This is a genomic window from Mycobacterium sp. NGS62, assembly GCF_059812285.1.
Genome location: NZ_JCALCK010000011.1, coordinates 17,629 through 37,842 on the forward strand (window position 1 = coordinate 17,629; position 20,214 = coordinate 37,842).

The window sequence follows — 20,214 nt, forward strand, 5'->3', positions numbered from 1 at the left end:
CCTGTTCGATGTTCGTGTCCACGGAAACCGCCCACTGTAGTGGTGGATAGGGGCGCTCGCATCGGTCCAGGCCAGGAACGGTGACGCGCTACCGGTGCAGCGCCTTCTTCAGCGCGGCCAGCCCACGGTCCGTGGCCTCGGTGGCAGCGGGCACCACACCGGCGTAGGCGACGTAGCCGTGTACCAGCGTCGCGGCGTTATGCACCTCGACGGAGACGCCGGCGGCGTCGAGCAGCTCGCCGTAGCGCAGCCCGTCGTCACGCAGCGGGTCATGTCCGGCGACGGCGATGTACGCCGGCGCCAAGTTCGCCAGATTCTTCGCCCGTCCCGGCGCCATCCCCGCTGGCGGCTCGCGTAGGTCGACTTCGCCTGCGTACCAACGGGAGAACGTGGCGACGGCGTCGCGGCCCAGGACCGGCGCCGCGGCGTTTTCGGTGAACGACGGCAGCGACGAGTCCCACAGCGTGGACGGGTACCACAACAGCTGGAAGCCGATCGGCGGGCCGCCTTCGTCGCGAGCACGCTGCGCGATCACCGCGGCGATGGTGCCGCCCGCCGAGTCCCCGGCCACTGCTAACCGGGTGACGTCGGCTCCGAGCTCGTTGCCGTGCTGGGCGACCCATTGCGTTGCGGCCCAGGCATCCTCAACGGCAGCGGGATAGGGATGCTCGGGTGCCAGCCGGTAGTCCACCGATACCACGACCGCCTCGGCGCCGACGGCGTGCTGGCGACAGGTGCCGTCGTGGGTGTCCAGATCGCCGACGACGAAGCCGCCGCCGTGAAAGTACACCGCCACCGGCAATACGGCATCCGTTGCGGGCCAATAGATTCTGACGCCAATAGGCCCGTCAGGGCCGTCGATGGTGCGGTTGTCGACTCGCAGCTCCGGGTGCACCGAACGCCGCGGCAGGTCACGAAACCGTTTCCGGGCCGCCTCGAGCCCGTCGTCGAGCGATAACCGGAACGGCACCTTATCCAGTACCTTCAGCAGAATGGGGTCGATAGCAGAACCGGTGTCGTCGGACATGCAGACACCGTACGCACCGCGCACGGTGAGCGGCGCCTGGGTGCTGGCCGGCTGGGCAGGGGTCGGTTACGGGTTATTTCTGACCGTGACGGCACTACGTTCGCCCCCGGGCGCCGAACTGACCGGGCGGTTCACCGGCCAGCCGATATTCAAAGCCTCGATGGCGCTGCTACTGGTCGGCGCGGCAGTTGCGCATCCGATTGTCCGCGAGCGGCGCTGGCTGATGCCGGCGCTGGTGTTCTCGGCGATCGGCGACGTGTTGTTGGCCATCCCGTGGTGGACGACGTCGTTCGTGCTGGGGCTGGCGTCGTTCCTGCTGGCGCACCTGTGTTTTCTGGGGGTGCTGGTCCCGCTGGCGGCCCGGTCCCTTCCGCGTCTGCTGGCGGTCGCGGCGACGTGCGTGGCGTGTCTGGCGCTGCTGGTGTGGTTCTGGTCGGGGCTGGCGCGCGAAAACCTCACGGTGCCGGTGATCGTCTACATCGTGGTGCTGGGCGCCATGGTCTGTGCTGCGCTGCTGGCGCGGCTGCCCACGGCCTGGACCGCAGTGGGCGCGGTGTGCTTTGCGGCATCGGACGCGATGATCGGTATCGGCCGGTTCGTGCTGGGCAATGAAGCGTTGGCGGTGCCGGTCTGGTGGACCTATGCGGCAGCGCAGATCCTGATTACGGCCGGTTTCTTCTTCGGCCGGACTCCCGCGAGCGTGCGCAAACCCGGAGATTAGCGCGGCGTGTCGGTCGGGGACACGCACGCTCGCGGGGGGAGGCGGCAGCCCGCGGAGCATGAACCCATCGCCCGGGTGCTGCCCCTGTTGACGGTGCCGCATCTGGACCGCGAATTCGACTATCTGGTCGCAGCCGACCAGTCCGACAACGCGCACCCCGGGGTGCGGGTACGGGTGCGATTCCACGGCCGACTGGTCGACGGATTCGTCTTGGAACGCCGTACCGACACCGATCATGTCGGCAAGCTGGCCTGGCTGGACCGTGTCGTCTCGGCCGAAGTGGTGCTCACCGGGGAGACCCGTCGACTCGTGGACGCGGTCGCTGCACGCTACGCCGGCACCCGAGCCGACGTGCTTCGGCTGGCGATACCGGCCCGACATGCCCGGGTTGAACGCGAAACTGCAACGCCACCAAGCCAACCCGTGGTTAAGCCGGTCGATCCGGTCGGCTGGCAGGTCTACGGTCGCGGCGGCCAGTTTTTGACTGCGCTGGCTGAGTCGCGGGCCGCGCGCGCGGTCTGGCAGGCGTTGCCCGGCGAGCGCTGGACCGACCGGTTCGCCGAGGCGGCCGCGCAGACAGTGCAAGCCGGTCGGGGAGTGTTGGCGGTGGTGCCCGATCAGCGCGACGTGGACGAACTGTGGCAGGCGGCGACCGCGCTGCTTGATGCGGCCAGCATCGTGGCGTTATCGGCCGGACTGGGACCCGCCGCACGCTATCGGCGGTGGCTGGCGGCGCTGCGCGGCAGCGCGCGACTGGTCATCGGCACCCGCAGCGCAGTGTTCGCCCCGGTGACCGACCTGGGTCTGATCATGGTCTGGGACGACGGCGACGACACGCTGGCCGAACCGCGGGCCCCGTATCCGCACGCGCGCGAGGTGGCGATGCTGCGTGCGCATCAGACGCGCTGCGCGGCGCTGATCGGCGGCTATGCCCGTACTGCCGAAGCGCATGCGCTGGTGCGCAGCGGATGGGCCCACGACATCGTCGCGGCCCGCCCGGTAGTGCGGGTTCGCACCCCGCGGGTGGTCGCACTCGACGACGGCGGTTACGCCGACGAACGCGACCCGGCGGCCCGCAGCGCGCGGTTGCCTTCGGTTGCCTTGCGGGCCGCGCGTTCCGCGTTGGATGCCGACGCGCCGGTGCTGGTCCAGGTACCCCGCCGAGGTTATGTGCCCTCGCTGGCCTGCGGACGCTGCCGGGCGATCGCACGATGCCGGCACTGCACGGGCCCCCTGTCGCTGCCCGATACCGGTGCTGCGGTCTGCCGCTGGTGCGGACGCGTCGATGCCGCACTGCGGTGCCCGCGCTGCGGCTCGACCGCGGTGCGTGCCGTCGTCGTCGGCGCCCGGCGCACCGCTGAGGAACTCGGCCGGGCATTTCCTCAGACAACGGTGATCACGTCCGGTGGTGAGGCGGTGGTGTCGGAAGTCGCCGACCGCGCGGCCCTGGTGGTCGCCACCCCGGGAGCCGAACCGCGGGCAGTCGGCGGCTACGGTGCAGCGCTGTTACTGGACAGCTGGGCGCTGCTGGGCCGGCAGGATCTGCGCGCGGCCGAGGACACCCTGCGGCGCTGGCTAGCCGCCGCGGCGCTGGTGCGTGCCCGCGGCGACGGCGGGGTAGTCGCGGTTGTCGCCGAATCGGCGATTCCGACCGTGCAGTCGCTGATCCGGTGGGATCCGGTCGGGCACGCCGAAGCCGAGTCGGCGGCCCGCGCCGAGGTTGGGCTGCCGCCGAGTGTGCACATCGCCGCGCTCGACGGCAGCACCGTCGCGGTCGCTGCGCTGCTGGACCACACCCAACTGCCGGGCGGCGCCGAGCTGCTTGGCCCGGTCGATCTGCCGGCCGGCGCGCGTCGTCCGGCCGGCGCCGCCGCGGACCTGCCGGTAGCCCGGATATTGGTGCGGGTGCCCCGTGAGCAGGGTTTGGCGCTGGCAGCGGCACTGCGCCGGGCCGTCGCGATGCTCAGCGCCCGGCAAGACCACGAGCCGGTGCGCGTGCAGGTCGATCCATTGCACATCGGCTGAGCGGATTCACCGGCTCAACTGGGTACTCGCTATACGGGCACGTGCCAGTATCGCCACCAGATAAGGAGCCGGTATGTCACTGAATGTCACGCAGAAGTTGATCGACTCGCACCTCGAAGCGGGTGAGATGTCCCCCGGCGAAGAGATCGCCATCCATATCGACCAGACGTTGACACAGGATGCCACCGGCACGCTGGTGATGCAGGAACTCGAGGCACTGGAACTCGACCGCGCCCGTACCGAGGTCAGTGTCCAGTACGTCGACCACAACCTGCTGCAAACCGACGAGAAGAACGCCGAAGATCACGAATATCTGCGTACCGCCGCGCAGCGGTTCGGGCTGTGGTTCTCCAAGCCCGGCAACGGGGTCTCGCACCCAACACATATGCAGCGGTTCGGGATTCCAGGCAAGACGATGGTGGGCTCGGATTCACACACACCGGCTGCCGGTTCGCTGGGCATGCTGGCGATCGGGGTGGGCGGGCTGGAGGTCGCACTGGCGATCACCGGGAGACCGCTGCACATTCGCATGCCGGAAGTGTGGGGCATCCGCCTGGAAGGCGAGTTGCCGGAATGGTGTTCGGCCAAAGACGTCATCCTGGAGATGCTGCGCCGACATGACGTCAAGGGCGGGGTGAACCGGATCATCGAGTACTACGGGCCGGGGCTGGCCAGCCTGACAGCCATGGACCGCCACGTGATTGCGAACATGGGAGCCGAACTCGGCGCCACCACAACAGTTTTCCCCAGTGACGACGCTGTCCGCGAGTTCTTGCGCGCAGAAGAGCGCGAGGACGACTGGGTAGAGCTGCTCGCCGACGACGACGCCGGCTACGACGTCGAGGACAGCATCGATTTGTCTAAGGTCGAACCGATGATCGCCAAACCATCGTCACCGGGCAACGTGGTGCCGGTACGCGAGGTCGCCGGCGAGGAGATCGCGCAAGTGGTCATCGGCTCGAGCGCCAACCCCGGGCTGCGCGATTTCGCGATCGCGGCCGCAATGGTGGCCGGGCGCCAAACAGCACCGCAAGTCAGCTTCGACGTCAACCCGACGTCGCGGCAGATCCTGGCCGATCTGACCAAAATGGGCGCGACGGCCGAGCTGGTGATCGGCGGGGCGCGTATCCATCAGAGCGGATGCATGGGCTGCATCGGCATGGGCCAAGCGCCGGCCGTCGGCCGCAACTCCCTGCGCACCATGCCACGCAATTTCCCCGGCCGTTCCGGGACGAAAGAAGATTCGGTCTGGTTGTGCTCGCCGGAGACCGCCGCCGCGTCCGCATTGACCGGCGTCATCACCGACCCGCGGGACTGGGCACGCGATGTGAAAATGGACTACCCCAAGCTCGAGCTGCCCGGGCAGAGCTCGGTCAACACCGCGATGTTGGTGGAGCCATTACCGGAGGACGAAGCCCTAAAGGTCGAACCGGTCAAAGGGCCGAATATCTCCAGCCTTCCGGAACTTTCGGCGCTGCCCGACGAAATCGAGGCTCCGGTACTGCTCAAGGTGGAGGACAACATCTCCACCGACGAAATCTCACCGGCCGGCGCACGGGCACTGCCATTTCGCTCCAACATTCCCAAACTGGCGATGTTCAGTTTCACCCAAATCGACGAGTCCTATCCGGAGCGGGCCCAGGAGGCCGGCGAGGACGGTCACATCGTTGTCGGTGGCGAGAACTACGGTCAGGGTTCCTCCCGGGAGCACGCCGCGATCGCCCCGCGCTATCTGGGTTTGCGGGCGGTCATCGCAAAGTCGTTCGCGCGCATCCATTGGCAGAACCTCGCCAATTACGGCGTCCTGGCACTCGAGTTCGACAACGCCGACGACTACGACACGATCGATCAGGACGACACCCTGCGCATCCAGAATGTCCGCGATGCCCTGGCCGACGGCGACACCCTGCAGGTGGACAACGTCACCAAGGACAAGTCTTTCACTGTGCGGCATCGGCTTTCGCCGCGGCAGGTCAAGGATGTGTTGGCGGGTGGCCTGATTCCGCGGTTGGCGGAAGAAGAAGGCTGATGGCCGGCATTGCGTTGAGTCTGCGCTGACCAGGCTAGCTACTCGCACTTCTGCGCGGTAGCCGCAGAGTCAATGCCAATAGGATGATCTGGTGCGCCTCGTTTTCGCCGGCACCCCCGAACCTGCGTTGCCCGCACTGTGCCGGCTCATCGACTCCCCGCGCCACGAGGTTGTCGCGGTGCTCACCCGGCCCGATGCCGCGTCGGGCCGGCGTGGGCATCTGCAGCCGTCGCCGGTGGCCCGGCTGGCGCTCGACCGCAACATTCCGGTGCTGCGGCCGACGCGACCGAACAGCCCCGAGTTCGTCGCTGAGCTGGCCCAATTAGCGCCGGACTGCTGCCCGGTGGTGGCCTACGGCGCGCTGCTGCGTGACGGGTTGCTGGCGGTGCCCCCACACGGCTGGGTCAATCTGCATTTTTCGCTGCTGCCCGCGTGGCGCGGCGCCGCGCCGGTGCAGGCCGCCGTGGCGGCGGGGGACCCGATCACCGGAGCGACCACCTTCCAGATCGAGCCGAGTCTGGATTCCGGACCGGTCTACGGCGTCGTCACCGAGACGATCAAGCCGGGCGACACTGCCGGAGATCTGCTTGACCGGCTGGCTGTTTCGGGAGCCGCTCTGCTGGAGACGACGCTGGACGGCATCGCCGACGGGGCGCTGACCCCGGTGCCGCAGTCGGCCGACGGGGTCAGCGTCGCACCGAAGATCACCGTCGACGAAGCCCGGGTGCGCTGGGATCTGCCGGCCCAGGTCGTCGAGCGTCGCATCCGCGCCGTCACACCCCATCCCGGCGCGTGGACGTTGATCGGAGGCTTGCGGGTCAAGCTCGGACCGGTCCGCGTCGACACCGAGACGTCAGAGCTCCTGCAGCCCGGGCAGATTCAGGTCGGTCGCCATGTGGTGCAGGTCGGGACCGGCTCGCAGCCGGTGCAACTCGGTGAAATCCAGCCGCCGGGAAAGAAGTTCATGAAGGCTGTCGATTGGGCTCGCGGCGCCCGGCTGGACTCCGCGGCGCGCGCCTCATGACGCCGGCCAAGTCGCGCCGCAGCCAACCAGGCCGACGGCCACCGCGGCGCCGGCCGCTGGACCCCGCCCGGAAGGCCGCGTTCGACGTGCTGCGAGCCGTCACTGAGCGCGACGCCTACCCCAACCTGGCGTTGCCCGCGCTGCTGCGTGAACGTCAGATCACCGGGCGTGACGCCGCTTTCGCCACCGAACTCACCTACGGCACCAGCCGCACCCGCGGTCTGCTCGACGCCGTCATTGGCGCGGCCGCCGGGCGGTCGCCCGACGCGATCGACCCGGTGCTGCTCGATCTGCTGCGGCTCGGCACGTACCAATTACTGCGCACCAGGGTGGAAGCCCACGCCGCGGTGTCCACCACCGTCGAGCAGGCAGCGATCGAATTCGACTCGGCGCGTGCAGGATTCGTCAACGGTGTGCTGAGAACCGTCAGCGCCCGCGACGAGCGGTCCTGGGTCGAGGAGCTGGCGCCCGACCCGGCGACCGACCCTGTCGGGCATGCCGCCTTCGTCCATGCCCACCCCCGCTGGATCGCCCAGGCTTTCGCCGACGCATTGGGCGCCGCTGCCGGCGAACTCGACGCCGTGTTGGCCAGCGACGACGAGCGCCCGCAGGTGCATCTGGCGGCGCGGCCCGGGACCATGACGGCCTCCGAGCTGGCCGATGCGGTGACTGGCACCGTCGGCCGGTATTCGCCGTATGCGGTCTACCTGCCGGCCGGCGACCCGGGAGAGCTACCCGCGGTGCGCGACGGCCAAGCGCTGGTCCAGGACGAGGGCAGCCAGTTGGTGGCCCGCGCGTTGACACTGGCACCGGTGACCGACGACGCGGGCCGCTGGTTGGACCTGTGCGCCGGGCCCGGCGGCAAGACCGCACTGTTGGCCGCTGTGGGCGCCGGACGCGGCGCCCGGGTCACTGCGGTGGAGCCGGCACCGCATCGCGCCGACCTGGTAGCGGCGAATACCCGCGGTCTACCGGTCGACGTGCTGCGGGCCGACGGGCGCGAAACCGGCCTGGAGCCGGGCTTCGATCGGGTGCTGGTCGACGTGCCCTGCACCGGGCTGGGCGCGCTGCGGCGCCGGCCCGAGGCCCGCTGGCGGCGGCAGCCCAGTGATATTCCGGCGCTGACGCGGCTGCAACGTGAATTGCTCACGGCCGCAATCGCACTGACCCGGCCCGGCGGGGTGGTGCTGTATGCCACCTGCTCTCCGCATCTGTCCGAAACCGTCGGTGTCGTCGCCGACGCGCTGCGCCGCCACCCGGTGCGTGCGCTGGACACCCGGCCACTGTTCGAGCCGGTCGCCGATTTGGGGGAGGGTCCCTATGTTCAGCTGTGGCCGCACCGGCACGGCACCGACGCCATGTTCGCCGCCGCTCTGCAAGTAGGCCCACAGTAGGCTGATCCCCATGCCCGCCAACACCGATCGGCCCCTGATCGCGCCGTCGATCCTGGCCGCCGATTTCGCCCGTCTTGCCGACGAAGCCGCTGTGGTATCCGGCGCCGATTGGCTGCATGTCGACGTGATGGACGCGCATTTCGTGCCGAACCTGACCATCGGTCTGCCGGTGGTGGAAAGCCTCCTGCAGGCCAGCGATATTCCGATGGATTGCCATCTGATGATCGAGAACCCGGACCGGTGGGCGCCGCCCTACGCCGAAGCCGGCGCCTACAACGTCACCTTCCATGCCGAGGCCACCGACAACCCCGTCGGCGTGGCCCGCGACATCCGGGCGGCCGGCGCCAAGGCTGGGCTGAGCATCAAACCGGGCACGCCGCTGGAGCCCTATCTGGACATCCTCAAGGATTTCGACACGTTTCTGGTGATGTCGGTTGAGCCCGGCTTCGGTGGCCAGGAGTTCATCCCCGAGGTGTTGAGCAAAGTGCGCACGGTGCGCAAAATGGTGGACTCCGGCGAGCTGACCATCCTGGTGGAGATCGACGGCGGCATCAACGCCGACACCATCGAGCAGGCCGCCGAGGCTGGTGTCGACTGCTTCGTCGCCGGATCGGCCGTCTACAACGCCGACGACCCGGGCGAGGCGGTCGAGGCGCTGCGGCGACGGGCCGGCGCCGCGTCACCGCATCTGCGCCGATGAGTACTGCGGCGGCCATCGACCACGACGGCGCCATGCGCCTGGCGGTCGAGCATGCGGACCTGGTCAAGGGCGCAACCTATCCGAATCCGCCGGTCGGCGCGGTCATCCTGGACCGCGAGGGCCGGGTGGTCGGGGTGGGCGGCACCGGACCGACCGGCAGCGCGCATGCCGAAGTAGTGGCGCTACGGCGGGCCGGCAGTTTGGCTGGGGGCGGTACCGCGGTGGTCACCTTGGAGCCGTGCAATCACCACGGGAAAACGTCGCCCTGCGTGGATGCGCTGCTCGACGCCGGTATCGCGTCGGTGGTGTATGCGGTTGCGGACCCGAATCCGATCGCGGCCGGCGGTGCCGCGCGGTTGGCGGCCGCCGGGGTGCACGTCGTCACCGATGTGCAGGCCGATCTGGTGATCGCCGGTCCGCTGCGGGAGTGGCTGCACAAGCAACGAACCGGCCTGCCTCATGTGACATGGAAATACGCCACCAGCATCGACGGGCGCAGCGCGGCCGCCGACGGCTCCAGCCAGTGGATCACCAGCGAAGCGGCCCGCGCCGACGTGCATCGCCGCCGGGCAGCCGCCGACGCGATCGTGGTGGGCACCGGCACGGTGCTCGCCGACGACCCGGCGTTGACGGCCCGGCTCGCCGACGGCAGTCTGGCCGATCGCCAACCGCTGCGCGTCGTGGTGGGAAAGCGTGAAATCCATTCCGAAGCAAAGGTTCTCAACGACGACTCGCGGACCATGGTGATCCGCACCCACGACCCGGCCGAGGTGCTCAAAGCGCTGTCGGATCGCACCGACGTGCTGCTGGAGGGTGGGCCGACGCTGGCGGGTGCATTTTTACGGGCCGGGGCAATCGACCGGATCCTGGCCTACGTGGCGCCGATCCTGCTCGGCGGGCCGATCACCGCGGTCGACGACGTCGGAGTACCCAGTATCGCGCGGGCACTGCGCTGGCGCTTCGACGGCACCGAACGGGTCGGGCCCGATCTGGTGCTCAGCCTGGTGCCGCGTTAAACCTTCGGTGCGACCGCTTCGCGCTCGGGCTGCTCCGGCTCTTCGGTGTGCACCCGCCGGCTGGACAGCAATAGACCCAGCAGCGCCCCTACCACGCAGACGACCGCCGTGACGGTGAAGATCCCGCCGTACATCTCGGCGAACGATTCCCGATAGAGCTGGCCTTGCAGGGCCAGCCGAACCGCGAGGCTGGCGTTGTCCGGAACTGCTGCCGATTTGGCTGCGATGATCTGGTTGAACCGGTAGAAACCCCAGGCGCTGAGCGCAGCCACCCCGATCAGCATCCCGGTCATCCGGGCCACCACCACCAGCGCCGAGGCGATGCCGTGCTGCGCCGACGGCACCACCCGCAGGCTGCCCGAGGTCAGTGGCCCGATCACCAGGCCCAGCCCCAGCCCGGCGATCACCAGGTCGGTGTCCATTGCGGGCAGGCTGAACAAGCCCAGGATGTCGTGGCGCTGCGACAACAGGTCGATCGTCCACTTCGACGTCAGCCAGTAGCCGCCGGCCGCAATGAGCAGCCCGATGAACGTCATCAGCCGATCGCCGATTCTGGTGGCGATCCACCCGCCTGTCAGTGCGCCGATCGGCAGGGCGGCCAGGAACCAGAGCAGCATCAACGCTGCCTCGTCCTGGTCCTTGCCGAGCACACCCTGGGCGAACAACTCCACGTCGACCAGCGTCACCATCAACGCTGCGCCGGCGGCCACCGAGGCGCCCAGCGCGGCCAGGAAAGGCCGGAAGCGCACACCCGCGGGGTCGATCAATCTGGTCCGGGAGAAGCGTTCCCAGACGGCGAACACCACGGCCACGCCGATTGCGGCGATGACCAGCGGCGGCCCGTAGCTCGGCAGCACCTCGTGCCCGTTGGGGGTCGGGTTATAGAGCCCGACGACTGCCAACCCCAACGCGATCGCCAGCAACACCCCACCGACCAGGTCGATCTTTTCCGGCTCAGTGCTGCGGCCCCGCGACGGCAAGCTGAAGTGAATCATCAGCATCGCGGCGGCGGCCAGCGGCACGTTGATCCAGAACACGTCCTGCCAGCGGCTGGTCAGCCAGACGATGAAGATCCCGTATAGCGGACCCAGCACGCTGCCGAGCTCTTGCGCGGCGCCGATCCCGCCGAGCACACCGGCACGGTTGCGCTGCGACCACAAGTCGGCGCCCAGGGCAAGCGTCACCGGCAGCAGCGCACCGGCGGCCAGACCCTGGATGACGCGACCAACCACCAACATGTCCAGGCCGCCGGACAGCGCGGTGACCACCGAGCCGACGGCGAACACAGCCAAGCTGACCTGCAGCATGAGTTTGCGCCCGAACCGGTCGGAGGCCCGGCCCAGCAGCGGCATCGCCGCGATGTAGCCCAGCAGGTACCAGGTGATGATCGGGGTGATCCGCTGCAGCTGGTTGATCGGGATGTGGATCGTGGTGATGATGTCGCGCATGATCGTGACCACGACATAGGTGTCGAGGGCACCGAGCAGCACCGCGAGGCTGCCGGCGCTGATCGCGACTTTGCGTCCAGCCTGCATTAGCTCAGCTCACCGGTGGCTTGGTGATCTGGACCGGCGCACCCCAGTTGGACAAGGTCATCTGGATCGAGTTACCCGCACTCGGATCCAATTTGGCCTGCACCAACTGGTGGTCGCCGTTCTCCTGGATCCAAACCGTCGCCGGCAGGGATTGGGTCTCATTCACCGTCGGCACCAGCCGATGCAGCGCCTCGCCGGAGACTTTTCCGGTGATGCGAACCGTGTCCTGCCCGTTGATGTTCTCGCGGCCTTCGGCTTTGGCGTCGGTGAAATTGTCCAGCACGTTGGCCAGACCATCCTCGGGATTCAGGATCGTGGACACGTCGTAGATATCGGCGGCCGGGCCGAAGTCGCTCCATTTATTGGGTGTCATTGCCGCATACAGCGTGCCGTCGTAGACCACGAAATCGGCGTCGATGTCGGACCCCGAAAACGTGATCGTGGTGTGCCCTTTCGCAGCGGTGGGGTCGGTGGTCAGGTCGCCAGACAGCGTCTTGATCGGCAGCCCTTTGATTTTCCCGGTGACCGACAGCACCAGATGCACGCTTTTGACCTTCTTGGTGGTCTGGCTGGACTGCTTGACCAGGTTCGCCGCATCCGGTAGCGGGGCGGTGTTCTTTTTGGAGGACGACGAGCAGCCGGCGACCAGAGCGGCGGCCAGGCTGACGGCGGCAAGGACAACGAGTAGTCGACGACGCGTCTGCATAGGTTGCATCGTAGAGGGTGGCATTGGCAGCGGCGTCGCGCGAGGGCGAGCGAGTCACTAGCCTGAGGCGGTGTTCACCGGGATCATCGAGGAATTGGGCGAAGTGATCGCCAAGGACGACCTGGGTGATTCGGCGCGCTTCACCATTCACGGTCCGGTGGTCACCGCCGACGCCGGTCACGGCGACTCGATCGCCGTCAATGGGGTGTGTCTGACGGTGGTCGAGGTGCTGGCCGGCGGTCAGTTCACCGCCGATGTGATGGGTGAGACGCTGGACCGCTCCAGCCTGGGCGCGCTTGCCGCCGGCAGCCCGGTCAACCTGGAACGTGCCGCGGCGCTGGCCAGCAGACTGGGCGGGCATATCGTGCAGGGCCACGTCGACGGCACCGGCCAGATCCTGGCGCGCAACCCGGCCGAACGCTGGGAAGTCGTGCGGATCGAGTTGCCCACGGCGTTGGCCCGCTACGTCGTGGAAAAGGGCTCTATCACCGTCGACGGCATCTCGCTGACCGTCTCCGGGGTCGGTGAGGACTGGTTTGAGGTGTCGCTCATCCCGACCACATTGGAACTGACCACGTTGGGCCGTGCTGCGGTGGGGACGTCGGTCAATCTCGAGGTCGATGTGATCGCGAAGTATGTCGAACGCCTGCTCAACCGTCCCGCTCAGTAAGCCACCGCAATACCAGCGCAACCCCCGTGGTTCATACTGAATACAACAATTCGGACTGCGTTCCCTGCCGGGAACAGACCAGGGTGGCACAGATGACGAGGTTGGACTCCGTCGAACGGGCGGTTGCCGACATCGCGGCCGGCAAGGCCGTTGTCGTCATCGACGACGAGGATCGCGAAAACGAAGGCGACCTGATCTTCGCCGCCGAAAAGGCCACCCCCGAACTCGTCGCGTTCATGGTGCGTTACACGTCCGGGTATTTGTGCGTACCGCTGGACGGCGCGATCTGCGACCGGCTCGGGCTGTTGCCGATGTATGCGGTGAACCAAGACAAACACGGCACTGCCTACACCGTTACTGTCGATGCGAAAAATGGTGTGGGTACCGGTATCTCGGCTTCCGATCGGGCGACCACGATGCGGCTACTTGCTCAGCCGGCAAGTATCGCCGACGATTTCACCCGGCCCGGGCATGTGGTTCCGTTGCGCGCCAAAGACGGTGGAGTGTTGCGCCGGCCCGGTCACACCGAAGCCGCTGTGGACTTGGCGCGGTTGGCCGGATTGCAGCCGGCCGGTGCGATCTGCGAGATCGTCAGCCAAAAAGACGAGGGTGCGATGGCGCAGACCGATGAGCTGCGGGTCTTCGCCGACGAGCACGGTCTGGCGCTGATCGCCATCGCCGACTTGATCGAGTACCGGCGCAAGCACGAAAAGCACATCGAGCGGGTCGCCGAGGCCCGCATCCCCACCCGGCACGGCGAATTCCGGGCGGTCGGCTACACCAGCATTTACGAAGACGTCGAACATGTGGCGCTGGTTCGCGGTGAGGTCGCCGGTCCCAACTACGACGGGCATGACGTGCTGGTGCGGGTGCACTCGGAATGTCTGACCGGCGACGTGTTCGGGTCGCGCCGCTGCGACTGCGGCCCGCAACTCGACGCCGCGATGGCGATGGTCGCGCGGGAGGGCCGCGGGGTGGTCCTCTACATGCGTGGTCACGAGGGGCGCGGTATCGGCCTGATGCACAAACTGCAGGCCTATCAGCTGCAAGACGCCGGCGACGACACCGTCGACGCCAACCTCAAACTCGGATTACCGGCAGACGCACGCGATTACGGCATCGGAGCGCAGATCCTGGTCGATCTCGGAGTTCGTTCGATGCGGTTGCTGACCAACAATCCCGCCAAACGGGTCGGCCTCGACGGCTATGGGCTGCACATCATCGAGCGGGTGCCGCTGCCGGTGCGGGCCAACGCCGAAAACATTCGGTATCTGATGACCAAACGTGACCGGATGGGCCACGACCTGGTCGGCCTGGAGGATTACCACGAATCCGTCCATCTGCCAGGCGAATTCGGGGGAGCTCTATGACGCGCCGGCGACGATGCAGAGCGAAGCGATGAGGAGGAGCGGCGCAATATGAGTGGAGGCGCCGGTGTGCCGGAAATGCCGGCGCTCGACGCGTCCGGCGTGCGGCTGGCGATCGTAGCCAGCACCTGGCACACCACGATCTGTGACGCGCTGCTGGCCGGTGCCTGCAAAGTCGCCGGTGATTGGGGGATCGAAACCCCGACGGTTGTGCGGGTCCTCGGCGCAATCGAGATCCCGGTGGTGGCTCAGGCGCTGACGCGCGAGCATGACGCCGTCGTCGCGCTGGGGGTGGTGATTCGCGGTGCCACACCGCATTTCGACTATGTCTGTGACGCGGTGACGCAGGGGCTGACCCGGGTCTCGCTGGACGCTTCCACGCCGGTCGCCAATGGCGTGCTGACCACCAACACCGAAGAGCAGGCCCTGGACCGGGCGGGATTGCCGACGTCGGCCGAGGACAAGGGGGCTCAGGCGACGGCGGCCGCGCTGAGCACCGCATTGACCCTGCGCGACCTGCGCGCAAAGTCGTGACCGCGGAGTCCGGCCGGTCCGATTGGGATGTCGTGGTACGTCCGCACCTGACGCCGTATTTCGCCTATGCCGCGGCCTTCGTGATCGCCGCGGCGCACATCGCCGTCGGTTTTTTGCTGAAAATCAAGTCCAGCGGAGTGATCTTCCAGACCGCCGACCAGGTGGCGTTCGTGGTGCTGGGCCTGATCCTCGCCGGCCTGGCGCTGCTGTTCACCCGCCCACGGTTGCGGGTGGGCAAGCCCGGGCTGTCGGTACGCAACTTGTTCGGCGACCGACTGGTTCCCTGGTCTGACGTGGTCGGGGTGTCGTTTCCCGCCGGTGCCCGCTGGGCGCGGGTTGACCTGCCCGACGATGAGTACATCCCGTTGATGGCGATCCAGGCCGTCGACAAGGACCGCGCGGTGGACGCCATGGACGCCGTGCGGGCGCTGGTGGCGCGCTATCAACCTCCGCGAGCGTGAACCCAACTTCACATTCGACTCCCCTGAGCGCCGACTAGCCTGTAAACGTGCCAGATCCCGCGACGTATCGCCCCGCGCCCGGGTCCATCCCGGTCGAGCCGGGCGTCTACCGATTCCGGGACCAGTACGGCCGAGTGATCTACGTTGGCAAAGCCAAGAGCCTGCGCAGCCGGCTGACATCGTATTTCGCCGACGTCGCCGGCCTGCACCCGCGGACCCGACAGATGGTGACCACCGCGGCCAAGGTCGAGTGGACGGTGGTCAACACCGAGGTCGAGGCGCTGCAGCTGGAATACAACTGGATCAAGGAGTTCGACCCGCGATTCAACGTCCGCTACCGCGACGACAAGTCCTACCCGGTGCTCGCGGTCACGCTCAACGAGGAATTCCCGCGGCTGATGGTCTACCGCGGCCCAAGGCGCAAGGGCGTGCGCTATTTCGGACCGTACTCGCATGCCTGGGCCATCCGGGAAACCCTGGACCTGCTGACCCGGGTGTTCCCGGCGCGCACCTGTTCGGCCGGAGTGTTCAAGCGTCACAAGCAAATCGACCGGCCGTGTCTGCTCGGCTATATCGACAAGTGTTCGGCGCCGTGCATCGGCCGGGTCAGCGCCGAGCAGCATCGCCAGATCGTGCTGGATTTCTGCGACTTTCTGTCCGGCAAGACCGACCGGTACGCGCGGACCCTCGAACAGCAGATGAACGCGGCCGCCGAGCAACTCGACTTCGAGCGGGCCGCGCGGCTGCGTGATGATCTCTCCGCGTTGAAACGGGCGCTGGAAAAGCAGGCCGTGGTGCTCGGTGACGGTACGGACGCCGACGTGGTGGCGTTCGCCGACGACGACCTGGAAGCCGCAGTCCAGGTATTTCACGTCCGTGGCGGGCGGGTCCGCGGCCAGCGCGGCTGGATCGTCGAAAAGCCCGGCGACCCCGGTGATTCGGGAGAAGCGCGGCTTGTCGAGCAGTTCCTGACCCAGTTCTACGCCGACCAGGCCGAGCTCGATGGCGCCGCCGACGAATCCACCAACCCGGTACCCCGCGAAGTCCTGGTGCCCTGTCTGCCGCCCAACGCCGACGAGCTGGCCAGCTGGCTTTCGCAACTGCGCGGGTCGCGGGTGAAACTTCGGGTGCCGCGCCGCGGCGACAAGCGGGCGCTGGCCGAGACGGTGCAGCGAAACGCCAAAGAGGCGTTGCAGCAACACAAGCTGAGGCGGGCCGGCGACTTCACCGCCAGATCGGCTGCGCTGCAGAATATTCAGGAAGCGCTTGGCTTGGCGGACGCACCGCTGCGGATCGAATGCGTCGACATCAGCCACGTGCAGGGCACCGACGTGGTGGGTTCGCTGGTGGTATTCGAGGACGGGTTGCCGCGCAAGTCGGATTACCGTCACTTCGCCATCCGGGAAGCCGCCGGCCGCGGCCGCTCCGACGACGTCGCCTCGATCGCCGAAGTGACCAGGCGCCGCTTCGCTCGTCACCTGCAGGACGCGAACACCCTTGCCCCGGAAGGGAAGTCGCGAAAGTTTGCCTACCCGCCCAACCTCTATGTCGTGGACGGCGGCGCGCCGCAGGTCAACGCGGCCAGCGCAGTGCTCGATGACCTCGGCATCACTGATGTCGCGGTGATCGGGCTGGCCAAGCGCCTCGAAGAGGTGTGGGTGCCTTCGGAACCGGACCCGATCATCATGCCCCGCAACAGCGAGGGCTTGTATTTGCTGCAGCGGGTCCGCGACGAGGCGCATCGGTTCGCGATCACCTATCACCGCAGCAAACGATCCAAACGGATGACCGCATCGGCGCTGGACGCGGTGCCCGGGCTCGGCGAGCATCGCCGCAAGGCGCTGGTCACCCATTTCGGGTCGGTGGCCCGGCTCAAGGAGGCCACCATCGAGGAGATCATCGCGGTCCCGGGCATCGGTGTGGCGACCGCGACCGCGGTACTCGCAGCGCTGCGCGGCGGAGACCAGATCGCTGAACAGGCTTCGGGATGACAGGCGACGGAATGGAGTTGGTGCGCAAGCCCGATAATGCCAGCGGCACAACCGAATCCGGAATTGATGTGGTTTTGGTGACCGGGCTGTCGGGTGCGGGACGCGGCACCGCGGCAAAGGTGCTCGAGGACCTCGGCTGGTATGTCGCCGACAACCTGCCGCCGCAGCTGATCACCCGGATGGTGGATTTCGGGCTGGCGGCCGGGTCGCGCATCACCCAGCTCGCGGTGGTGATGGACGTGCGGTCCCGCGGGTTCACCGGAGACCTGGACTGGGTGCGCACCGATCTGGCCACCCGCAACATCACTCCGCGGGTGCTGTTCATGGAAGCTTCCGACGACATGCTGGTACGCCGCTACGAGCAGAACCGCCGCAGCCATCCCTTGCAGGGCCAGCAGACATTGGCCGAGGGAATCGCCGCCGAGCGCGAGATGCTGGCGCCGGTGCGCGCGAGCGCCGACCTGATCATCGACACCTCGACATTGTCGGTGCGGGCGCTGCGGGAAAGCATCGAACGCGCATTCGGCACCGAGGCCGTCGCCCACACCAGCGTCACCGTCGAGTCCTTCGGCTTCAAGTACGGGCTGCCGATGGACGCCGACATGGTGATGGACGTGCGTTTCCTGCCCAACCCGCATTGGGTCGACGAATTGCGCCCGCATACCGGCCAGCATCCGGCGGTTCGTGACTACGTGCTCGGCCAGAGTGGCGCGGCGGAGTTCCTGGAGACCTACCATCGGTTGCTGTCCCTGGTTGTCGACGGGTACCGCAGGGAGGGGAAGCGCTACATGACCGTCGCCATCGGCTGCACCGGCGGCAAGCATCGCAGTGTGGCCATCGCCGAAGCGTTGGCGGGGCTGCTCGAGCCCAACACTCGACTGTCGGTGCGGGTGCTGCACCGGGATCTAGGTCGCGAATGAGCACCGCCGGCGACGATGCAGAGCGAAGCGATGAGGAGGAGCGGCGCGAATGAGCACAAGCACCAGTCCCAGCATTGTCGCCCTCGGCGGTGGTCACGGGCTGTATGCGACGCTCTCGGCGGCCCGCCGCCTGACGCCGCACGTCACCGCGGTGGTCACCGTTGCCGACGACGGCGGGTCGTCGGGCCGGCTGCGTAGCGAACTGGATGTTGTGCCACCCGGCGATCTGCGAATGGCGTTGGCGGCGTTGGCATCCGACAGCCCGCACGGCCAGCTGTGGGCGACCATCCTGCAGCACCGGTTCGGCGGCAGCGGCGCCCTGGCCGGGCATCCGATCGGCAACCTGCTGGTCGCAGGCCTGTCCGAGGTGTTGGCCGACCCGGTCGCCGCGCTCGACGAACTGGGCCGCATTCTCGGTGTCCGGGGCCGGGTGTTGCCGATGTGTCCGATCGCGCTGCAGATCGAGGCCGACGTCTCCGGCCTGGAAGCCGACCCGCGGATGTTCCGGCTGATCCGCGGCCAGGTGGCGATCGCGACCACTCCCGGCAAGGTGCGGCGGGTACGACTGCTGCCGGGCGACCCGCCGGCCACCCGGCAGGCCATCGATGCGATCATGAGCGCCGATTTGGTGGTGTTGGGCCCGGGGTCGTGGTTTACCAGCGTGATCCCGCATGTGCTGGTGCCGGGGCTGGCCGCGGCGCTGCAGGCCACCACCGCCCGCCGGGCGCTGGTCCTCAACCTGGTCGCCGAGCCAGGGGAGACGGCGGGCTTCTCGGTGGAGCGCCATCTGCACGTCCTTGCCCAGCACGCCCCGGACTTCACCGTCCACGACATCATCATCGACGCGGAGCGGGTGCCCAGTGAGCGGGAGCGTGACCAGCTGCGCCGCACCGCGACGCTGCTGCAGGCGCAGGTTCAGTTCGCCGACGTGGCCCGGCCTGGTACACCTTTACATGACCCCGGCAAGCTGGCCGCCGCGCTGGAAGGGGTGGGGGTGCGCGACACCGGCCCAGCAGCGCCGTCAGTGACGGCTTCCATGTCGATTGAAGGTAAAGGTCGAAAGACCGGCGCAGACGGACCGAGAGGTGACGACGGGTGGCAATGACGGCCGAAGTCAAAGACGAGTTGAGCCGGCTGGTGGTGAGCTCGGTGAGCGCGCGGCGGGCCGAGGTCACCTCCTTGCTGCGGTTCGCGGGTGGACTGCACATCGTGGCGGGCCGGGTAGTGGTCGAAGCCGAGGTTGACCTGGGCAGCATCGCCCGGCGGCTGCGCAAGGACATCTTCGACTTGTATGGCTACAACGCGATCGTGCATATGTTGTCCGCCAGTGGGATTCGCAAGCAAACCCGATATGTGCTGCGGGTCGCCAACGACGGCGAGGCGCTGGCCCGCCAAACCGGACTGCTGGATCTGCGGGGACGCCCAGTGCGGGGCCTGCCCGCGCAGGTCGTCGGTGGCAGCGTCGCCGACGCGGAGGCAGCCTGGCGCGGGGCCTTCCTGGCGCACGGCTCGCTGACCGAGCCGGGGCGCTCGTCGGCGCTGGAGGTCAGCTGCCCTGGCCCGGAGGCCGCGCTGGCGCTGGTGGGCGCGGCGCGCCGGCTCGGTGTCAGTGCGAAGGCCCGCGAGGTACGGGGGGCCGATCGAGTCGTGGTTCGCGACGGCGAGGCGATCGGCGCCTTGCTGACCCGGATGGGCGCCCAGGACACCCGGCTGGTATGGGAGGAACGCCGGATGCGCCGCGAGGTGCGGGCGACGGCTAACCGGCTGGCTAACTTCGATGACGCCAATTTGCGGCGCTCGGCGCGTGCGGCGGTGGCTGCGGCCGCCCGGGTGGAGCGGGCGCTGGAGATTCTCGGTGACAGCGTGCCCGACCATCTGGCCGCGGCGGGCAAGCTGCGCGTCGAACACCGGCAGGCCTCACTCGAGGAGCTGGGTCGGCTGGCCGATCCGGTAATGACGAAAGATGCTGTGGCGGGGCGCATTCGACGGTTGCTGTCGATGGCTGACCGAAAGGCCAAACAGGACGGCATCCCGGACACCGAGTCGGCGGTGACTGCGGACCTGCTGGAAGACGCCTAACCCAAACTACGCCCT

General features: G+C 67.9%; 18 protein-coding genes. 15 read left to right on the top strand and 3 right to left on the bottom strand.

Translation table 11 applies throughout. The features are described 5' to 3' along the window. Positions 1-88: 88 nt before the first annotated feature. Entirely contained in the window at positions 89-1,027 is a 939-nt protein-coding gene (gene lipI / locus AC5Y49_RS20165) for an esterase LipI (RefSeq protein WP_499890334.1), read from the bottom strand. Here lipI and AC5Y49_RS20170 point away from each other — a divergent pair. The 7 genes from AC5Y49_RS20170 (at position 1,026) to ribD (ending at position 9,936) form a co-directional block, all read left to right on the top strand. Next, on the top strand, positions 1,026-1,748 hold the full coding sequence (locus AC5Y49_RS20170; RefSeq protein WP_499890336.1) for a lysoplasmalogenase: 723 nt from the start codon (positions 1,026-1,028) through the stop codon (positions 1,746-1,748). The genes lipI and AC5Y49_RS20170 overlap by 2 nt on opposite strands. A 75-nt stretch (positions 1,749-1,823) precedes the next feature. Then, positions 1,824-3,773 (top strand): primosomal protein N', encoded by a 1,950-nt coding sequence (locus AC5Y49_RS20175; protein WP_499890337.1) that lies wholly within the window; start codon positions 1,824-1,826, stop codon positions 3,771-3,773. Between the two features lie 73 nt (positions 3,774-3,846). Further along, on the top strand, positions 3,847-5,802 hold the full coding sequence (locus AC5Y49_RS20180; RefSeq protein WP_499890339.1) for an aconitate hydratase: 1,956 nt from the start codon (positions 3,847-3,849) through the stop codon (positions 5,800-5,802). Between the two features lie 91 nt (positions 5,803-5,893). Beyond that, entirely contained in the window at positions 5,894-6,826 is a 933-nt protein-coding gene (gene fmt / locus AC5Y49_RS20185; protein WP_499890341.1) for a methionyl-tRNA formyltransferase, read from the top strand. Further along, positions 6,823-8,220: an RsmB/NOP family class I SAM-dependent RNA methyltransferase gene (locus tag AC5Y49_RS20190; protein WP_499890345.1), complete on the top strand. Its 1,398-nt coding sequence runs from the start codon at positions 6,823-6,825 to the stop codon at positions 8,218-8,220. Before fmt ends, AC5Y49_RS20190 begins: the two co-directional genes overlap by 4 nt. A 10-nt stretch (positions 8,221-8,230) precedes the next feature. Next, positions 8,231-8,920: a ribulose-phosphate 3-epimerase gene (gene rpe, locus AC5Y49_RS20195; protein ID WP_499890347.1), complete on the top strand. Its 690-nt coding sequence runs from the start codon at positions 8,231-8,233 to the stop codon at positions 8,918-8,920. Continuing rightward, the gene (gene ribD, locus AC5Y49_RS20200; RefSeq protein ID WP_499890349.1) at positions 8,917-9,936 is read left to right on the top strand and encodes a bifunctional diaminohydroxyphosphoribosylaminopyrimidine deaminase/5-amino-6-(5-phosphoribosylamino)uracil reductase RibD; all 1,020 of its coding nucleotides are present in this window, start codon (positions 8,917-8,919) and stop codon (positions 9,934-9,936) included. The genes rpe and ribD overlap by 4 nt, the downstream gene beginning before the upstream one ends. Here the strand turns inward: ribD and AC5Y49_RS20205 are convergent. After that, positions 9,933-11,471 (bottom strand): MFS transporter, encoded by a 1,539-nt coding sequence (locus AC5Y49_RS20205; RefSeq protein WP_499890351.1) that lies wholly within the window; start codon positions 11,469-11,471, stop codon positions 9,933-9,935. The two genes, ribD and AC5Y49_RS20205, sit on opposite strands and share 4 nt — an antisense overlap. 4 nt (positions 11,472-11,475) lie before the next feature. Beyond that, positions 11,476-12,177, bottom strand: a complete 702-nt coding sequence (locus tag AC5Y49_RS20210; protein ID WP_499890353.1) for an LppX_LprAFG lipoprotein — start codon at positions 12,175-12,177, stop codon at positions 11,476-11,478. A gap of 70 nt (positions 12,178-12,247) precedes the next feature. Between AC5Y49_RS20210 and AC5Y49_RS20215 the strand changes: the two genes are divergently transcribed. The 8 genes from AC5Y49_RS20215 (at position 12,248) to whiA (ending at position 20,199) form a co-directional block, all read left to right on the top strand. Further along, positions 12,248-12,847, top strand: coding sequence for a riboflavin synthase (locus AC5Y49_RS20215; RefSeq protein WP_499890354.1), 600 nt, complete (start codon positions 12,248-12,250; stop codon positions 12,845-12,847). Between the two features lie 92 nt (positions 12,848-12,939). Further along, entirely contained in the window at positions 12,940-14,217 is a 1,278-nt protein-coding gene (locus AC5Y49_RS20220; RefSeq protein WP_499890356.1) for a bifunctional 3,4-dihydroxy-2-butanone-4-phosphate synthase/GTP cyclohydrolase II, read from the top strand. A 48-nt stretch (positions 14,218-14,265) separates the two neighbouring features. After that, a complete protein-coding gene (gene ribH, locus AC5Y49_RS20225) occupies positions 14,266-14,748 on the top strand; it encodes a 6,7-dimethyl-8-ribityllumazine synthase (protein WP_499890357.1) in 483 nt (160 codons plus the stop codon). Then, the gene (locus tag AC5Y49_RS20230; protein WP_499890359.1) at positions 14,745-15,209 is read left to right on the top strand and encodes a PH domain-containing protein; all 465 of its coding nucleotides are present in this window, start codon (positions 14,745-14,747) and stop codon (positions 15,207-15,209) included. Before ribH ends, AC5Y49_RS20230 begins: the two co-directional genes overlap by 4 nt. A gap of 47 nt (positions 15,210-15,256) precedes the next feature. Continuing rightward, positions 15,257-17,200, top strand: coding sequence for an excinuclease ABC subunit UvrC (uvrC, locus tag AC5Y49_RS20235; RefSeq protein WP_499890363.1), 1,944 nt, complete (start codon positions 15,257-15,259; stop codon positions 17,198-17,200). Positions 17,201-17,211: 11 nt separating this feature from the next. Beyond that, entirely contained in the window at positions 17,212-18,120 is a 909-nt protein-coding gene (rapZ, locus tag AC5Y49_RS20240) for an RNase adapter RapZ (RefSeq protein ID WP_499890536.1), read from the top strand. Between the two features lie 49 nt (positions 18,121-18,169). Then, on the top strand, positions 18,170-19,225 hold the full coding sequence (gene yvcK, locus AC5Y49_RS20245; protein ID WP_499890365.1) for a uridine diphosphate-N-acetylglucosamine-binding protein YvcK: 1,056 nt from the start codon (positions 18,170-18,172) through the stop codon (positions 19,223-19,225). Continuing rightward, positions 19,222-20,199 carry a DNA-binding protein WhiA gene (gene whiA / locus AC5Y49_RS20250; RefSeq protein ID WP_082969301.1) on the top strand — a complete coding sequence of 326 codons (978 nt, stop codon included), beginning with the start codon at positions 19,222-19,224 and terminating at the stop codon, positions 20,197-20,199. The genes yvcK and whiA overlap by 4 nt, the downstream gene beginning before the upstream one ends. Positions 20,200-20,214 lie beyond the last annotated feature (15 nt).

Coding starts and splice junctions, on each gene's coding strand:
- AC5Y49_RS20170 (WP_499890336.1), top strand. CDS start 1,026: ATGCAGACACCGTACGCACCGCGCACGGTGAGCGGCGCCTGGGTGCTG.
- lipI (WP_499890334.1), bottom strand. CDS start 1,027: ATGTCCGACGACACCGGTTCTGCTATCGACCCCATTCTGCTGAAGGTA.
- AC5Y49_RS20180 (WP_499890339.1), top strand. CDS start 3,847: ATGTCACTGAATGTCACGCAGAAGTTGATCGACTCGCACCTCGAAGCG.
- AC5Y49_RS20190 (WP_499890345.1), top strand. CDS start 6,823: ATGACGCCGGCCAAGTCGCGCCGCAGCCAACCAGGCCGACGGCCACCG.
- rpe (WP_499890347.1), top strand. CDS start 8,231: ATGCCCGCCAACACCGATCGGCCCCTGATCGCGCCGTCGATCCTGGCC.
- ribD (WP_499890349.1), top strand. CDS start 8,917: ATGAGTACTGCGGCGGCCATCGACCACGACGGCGCCATGCGCCTGGCG.
- AC5Y49_RS20205 (WP_499890351.1), bottom strand. CDS start 11,471: ATGCAGGCTGGACGCAAAGTCGCGATCAGCGCCGGCAGCCTCGCGGTG.
- AC5Y49_RS20210 (WP_499890353.1), bottom strand. CDS start 12,177: ATGCAGACGCGTCGTCGACTACTCGTTGTCCTTGCCGCCGTCAGCCTG.
- AC5Y49_RS20220 (WP_499890356.1), top strand. CDS start 12,940: ATGACGAGGTTGGACTCCGTCGAACGGGCGGTTGCCGACATCGCGGCC.
- ribH (WP_499890357.1), top strand. CDS start 14,266: ATGAGTGGAGGCGCCGGTGTGCCGGAAATGCCGGCGCTCGACGCGTCC.
- rapZ (WP_499890536.1), top strand. CDS start 17,212: ATGGAGTTGGTGCGCAAGCCCGATAATGCCAGCGGCACAACCGAATCC.
- yvcK (WP_499890365.1), top strand. CDS start 18,170: ATGAGCACAAGCACCAGTCCCAGCATTGTCGCCCTCGGCGGTGGTCAC.
- whiA (WP_082969301.1), top strand. CDS start 19,222: ATGACGGCCGAAGTCAAAGACGAGTTGAGCCGGCTGGTGGTGAGCTCG.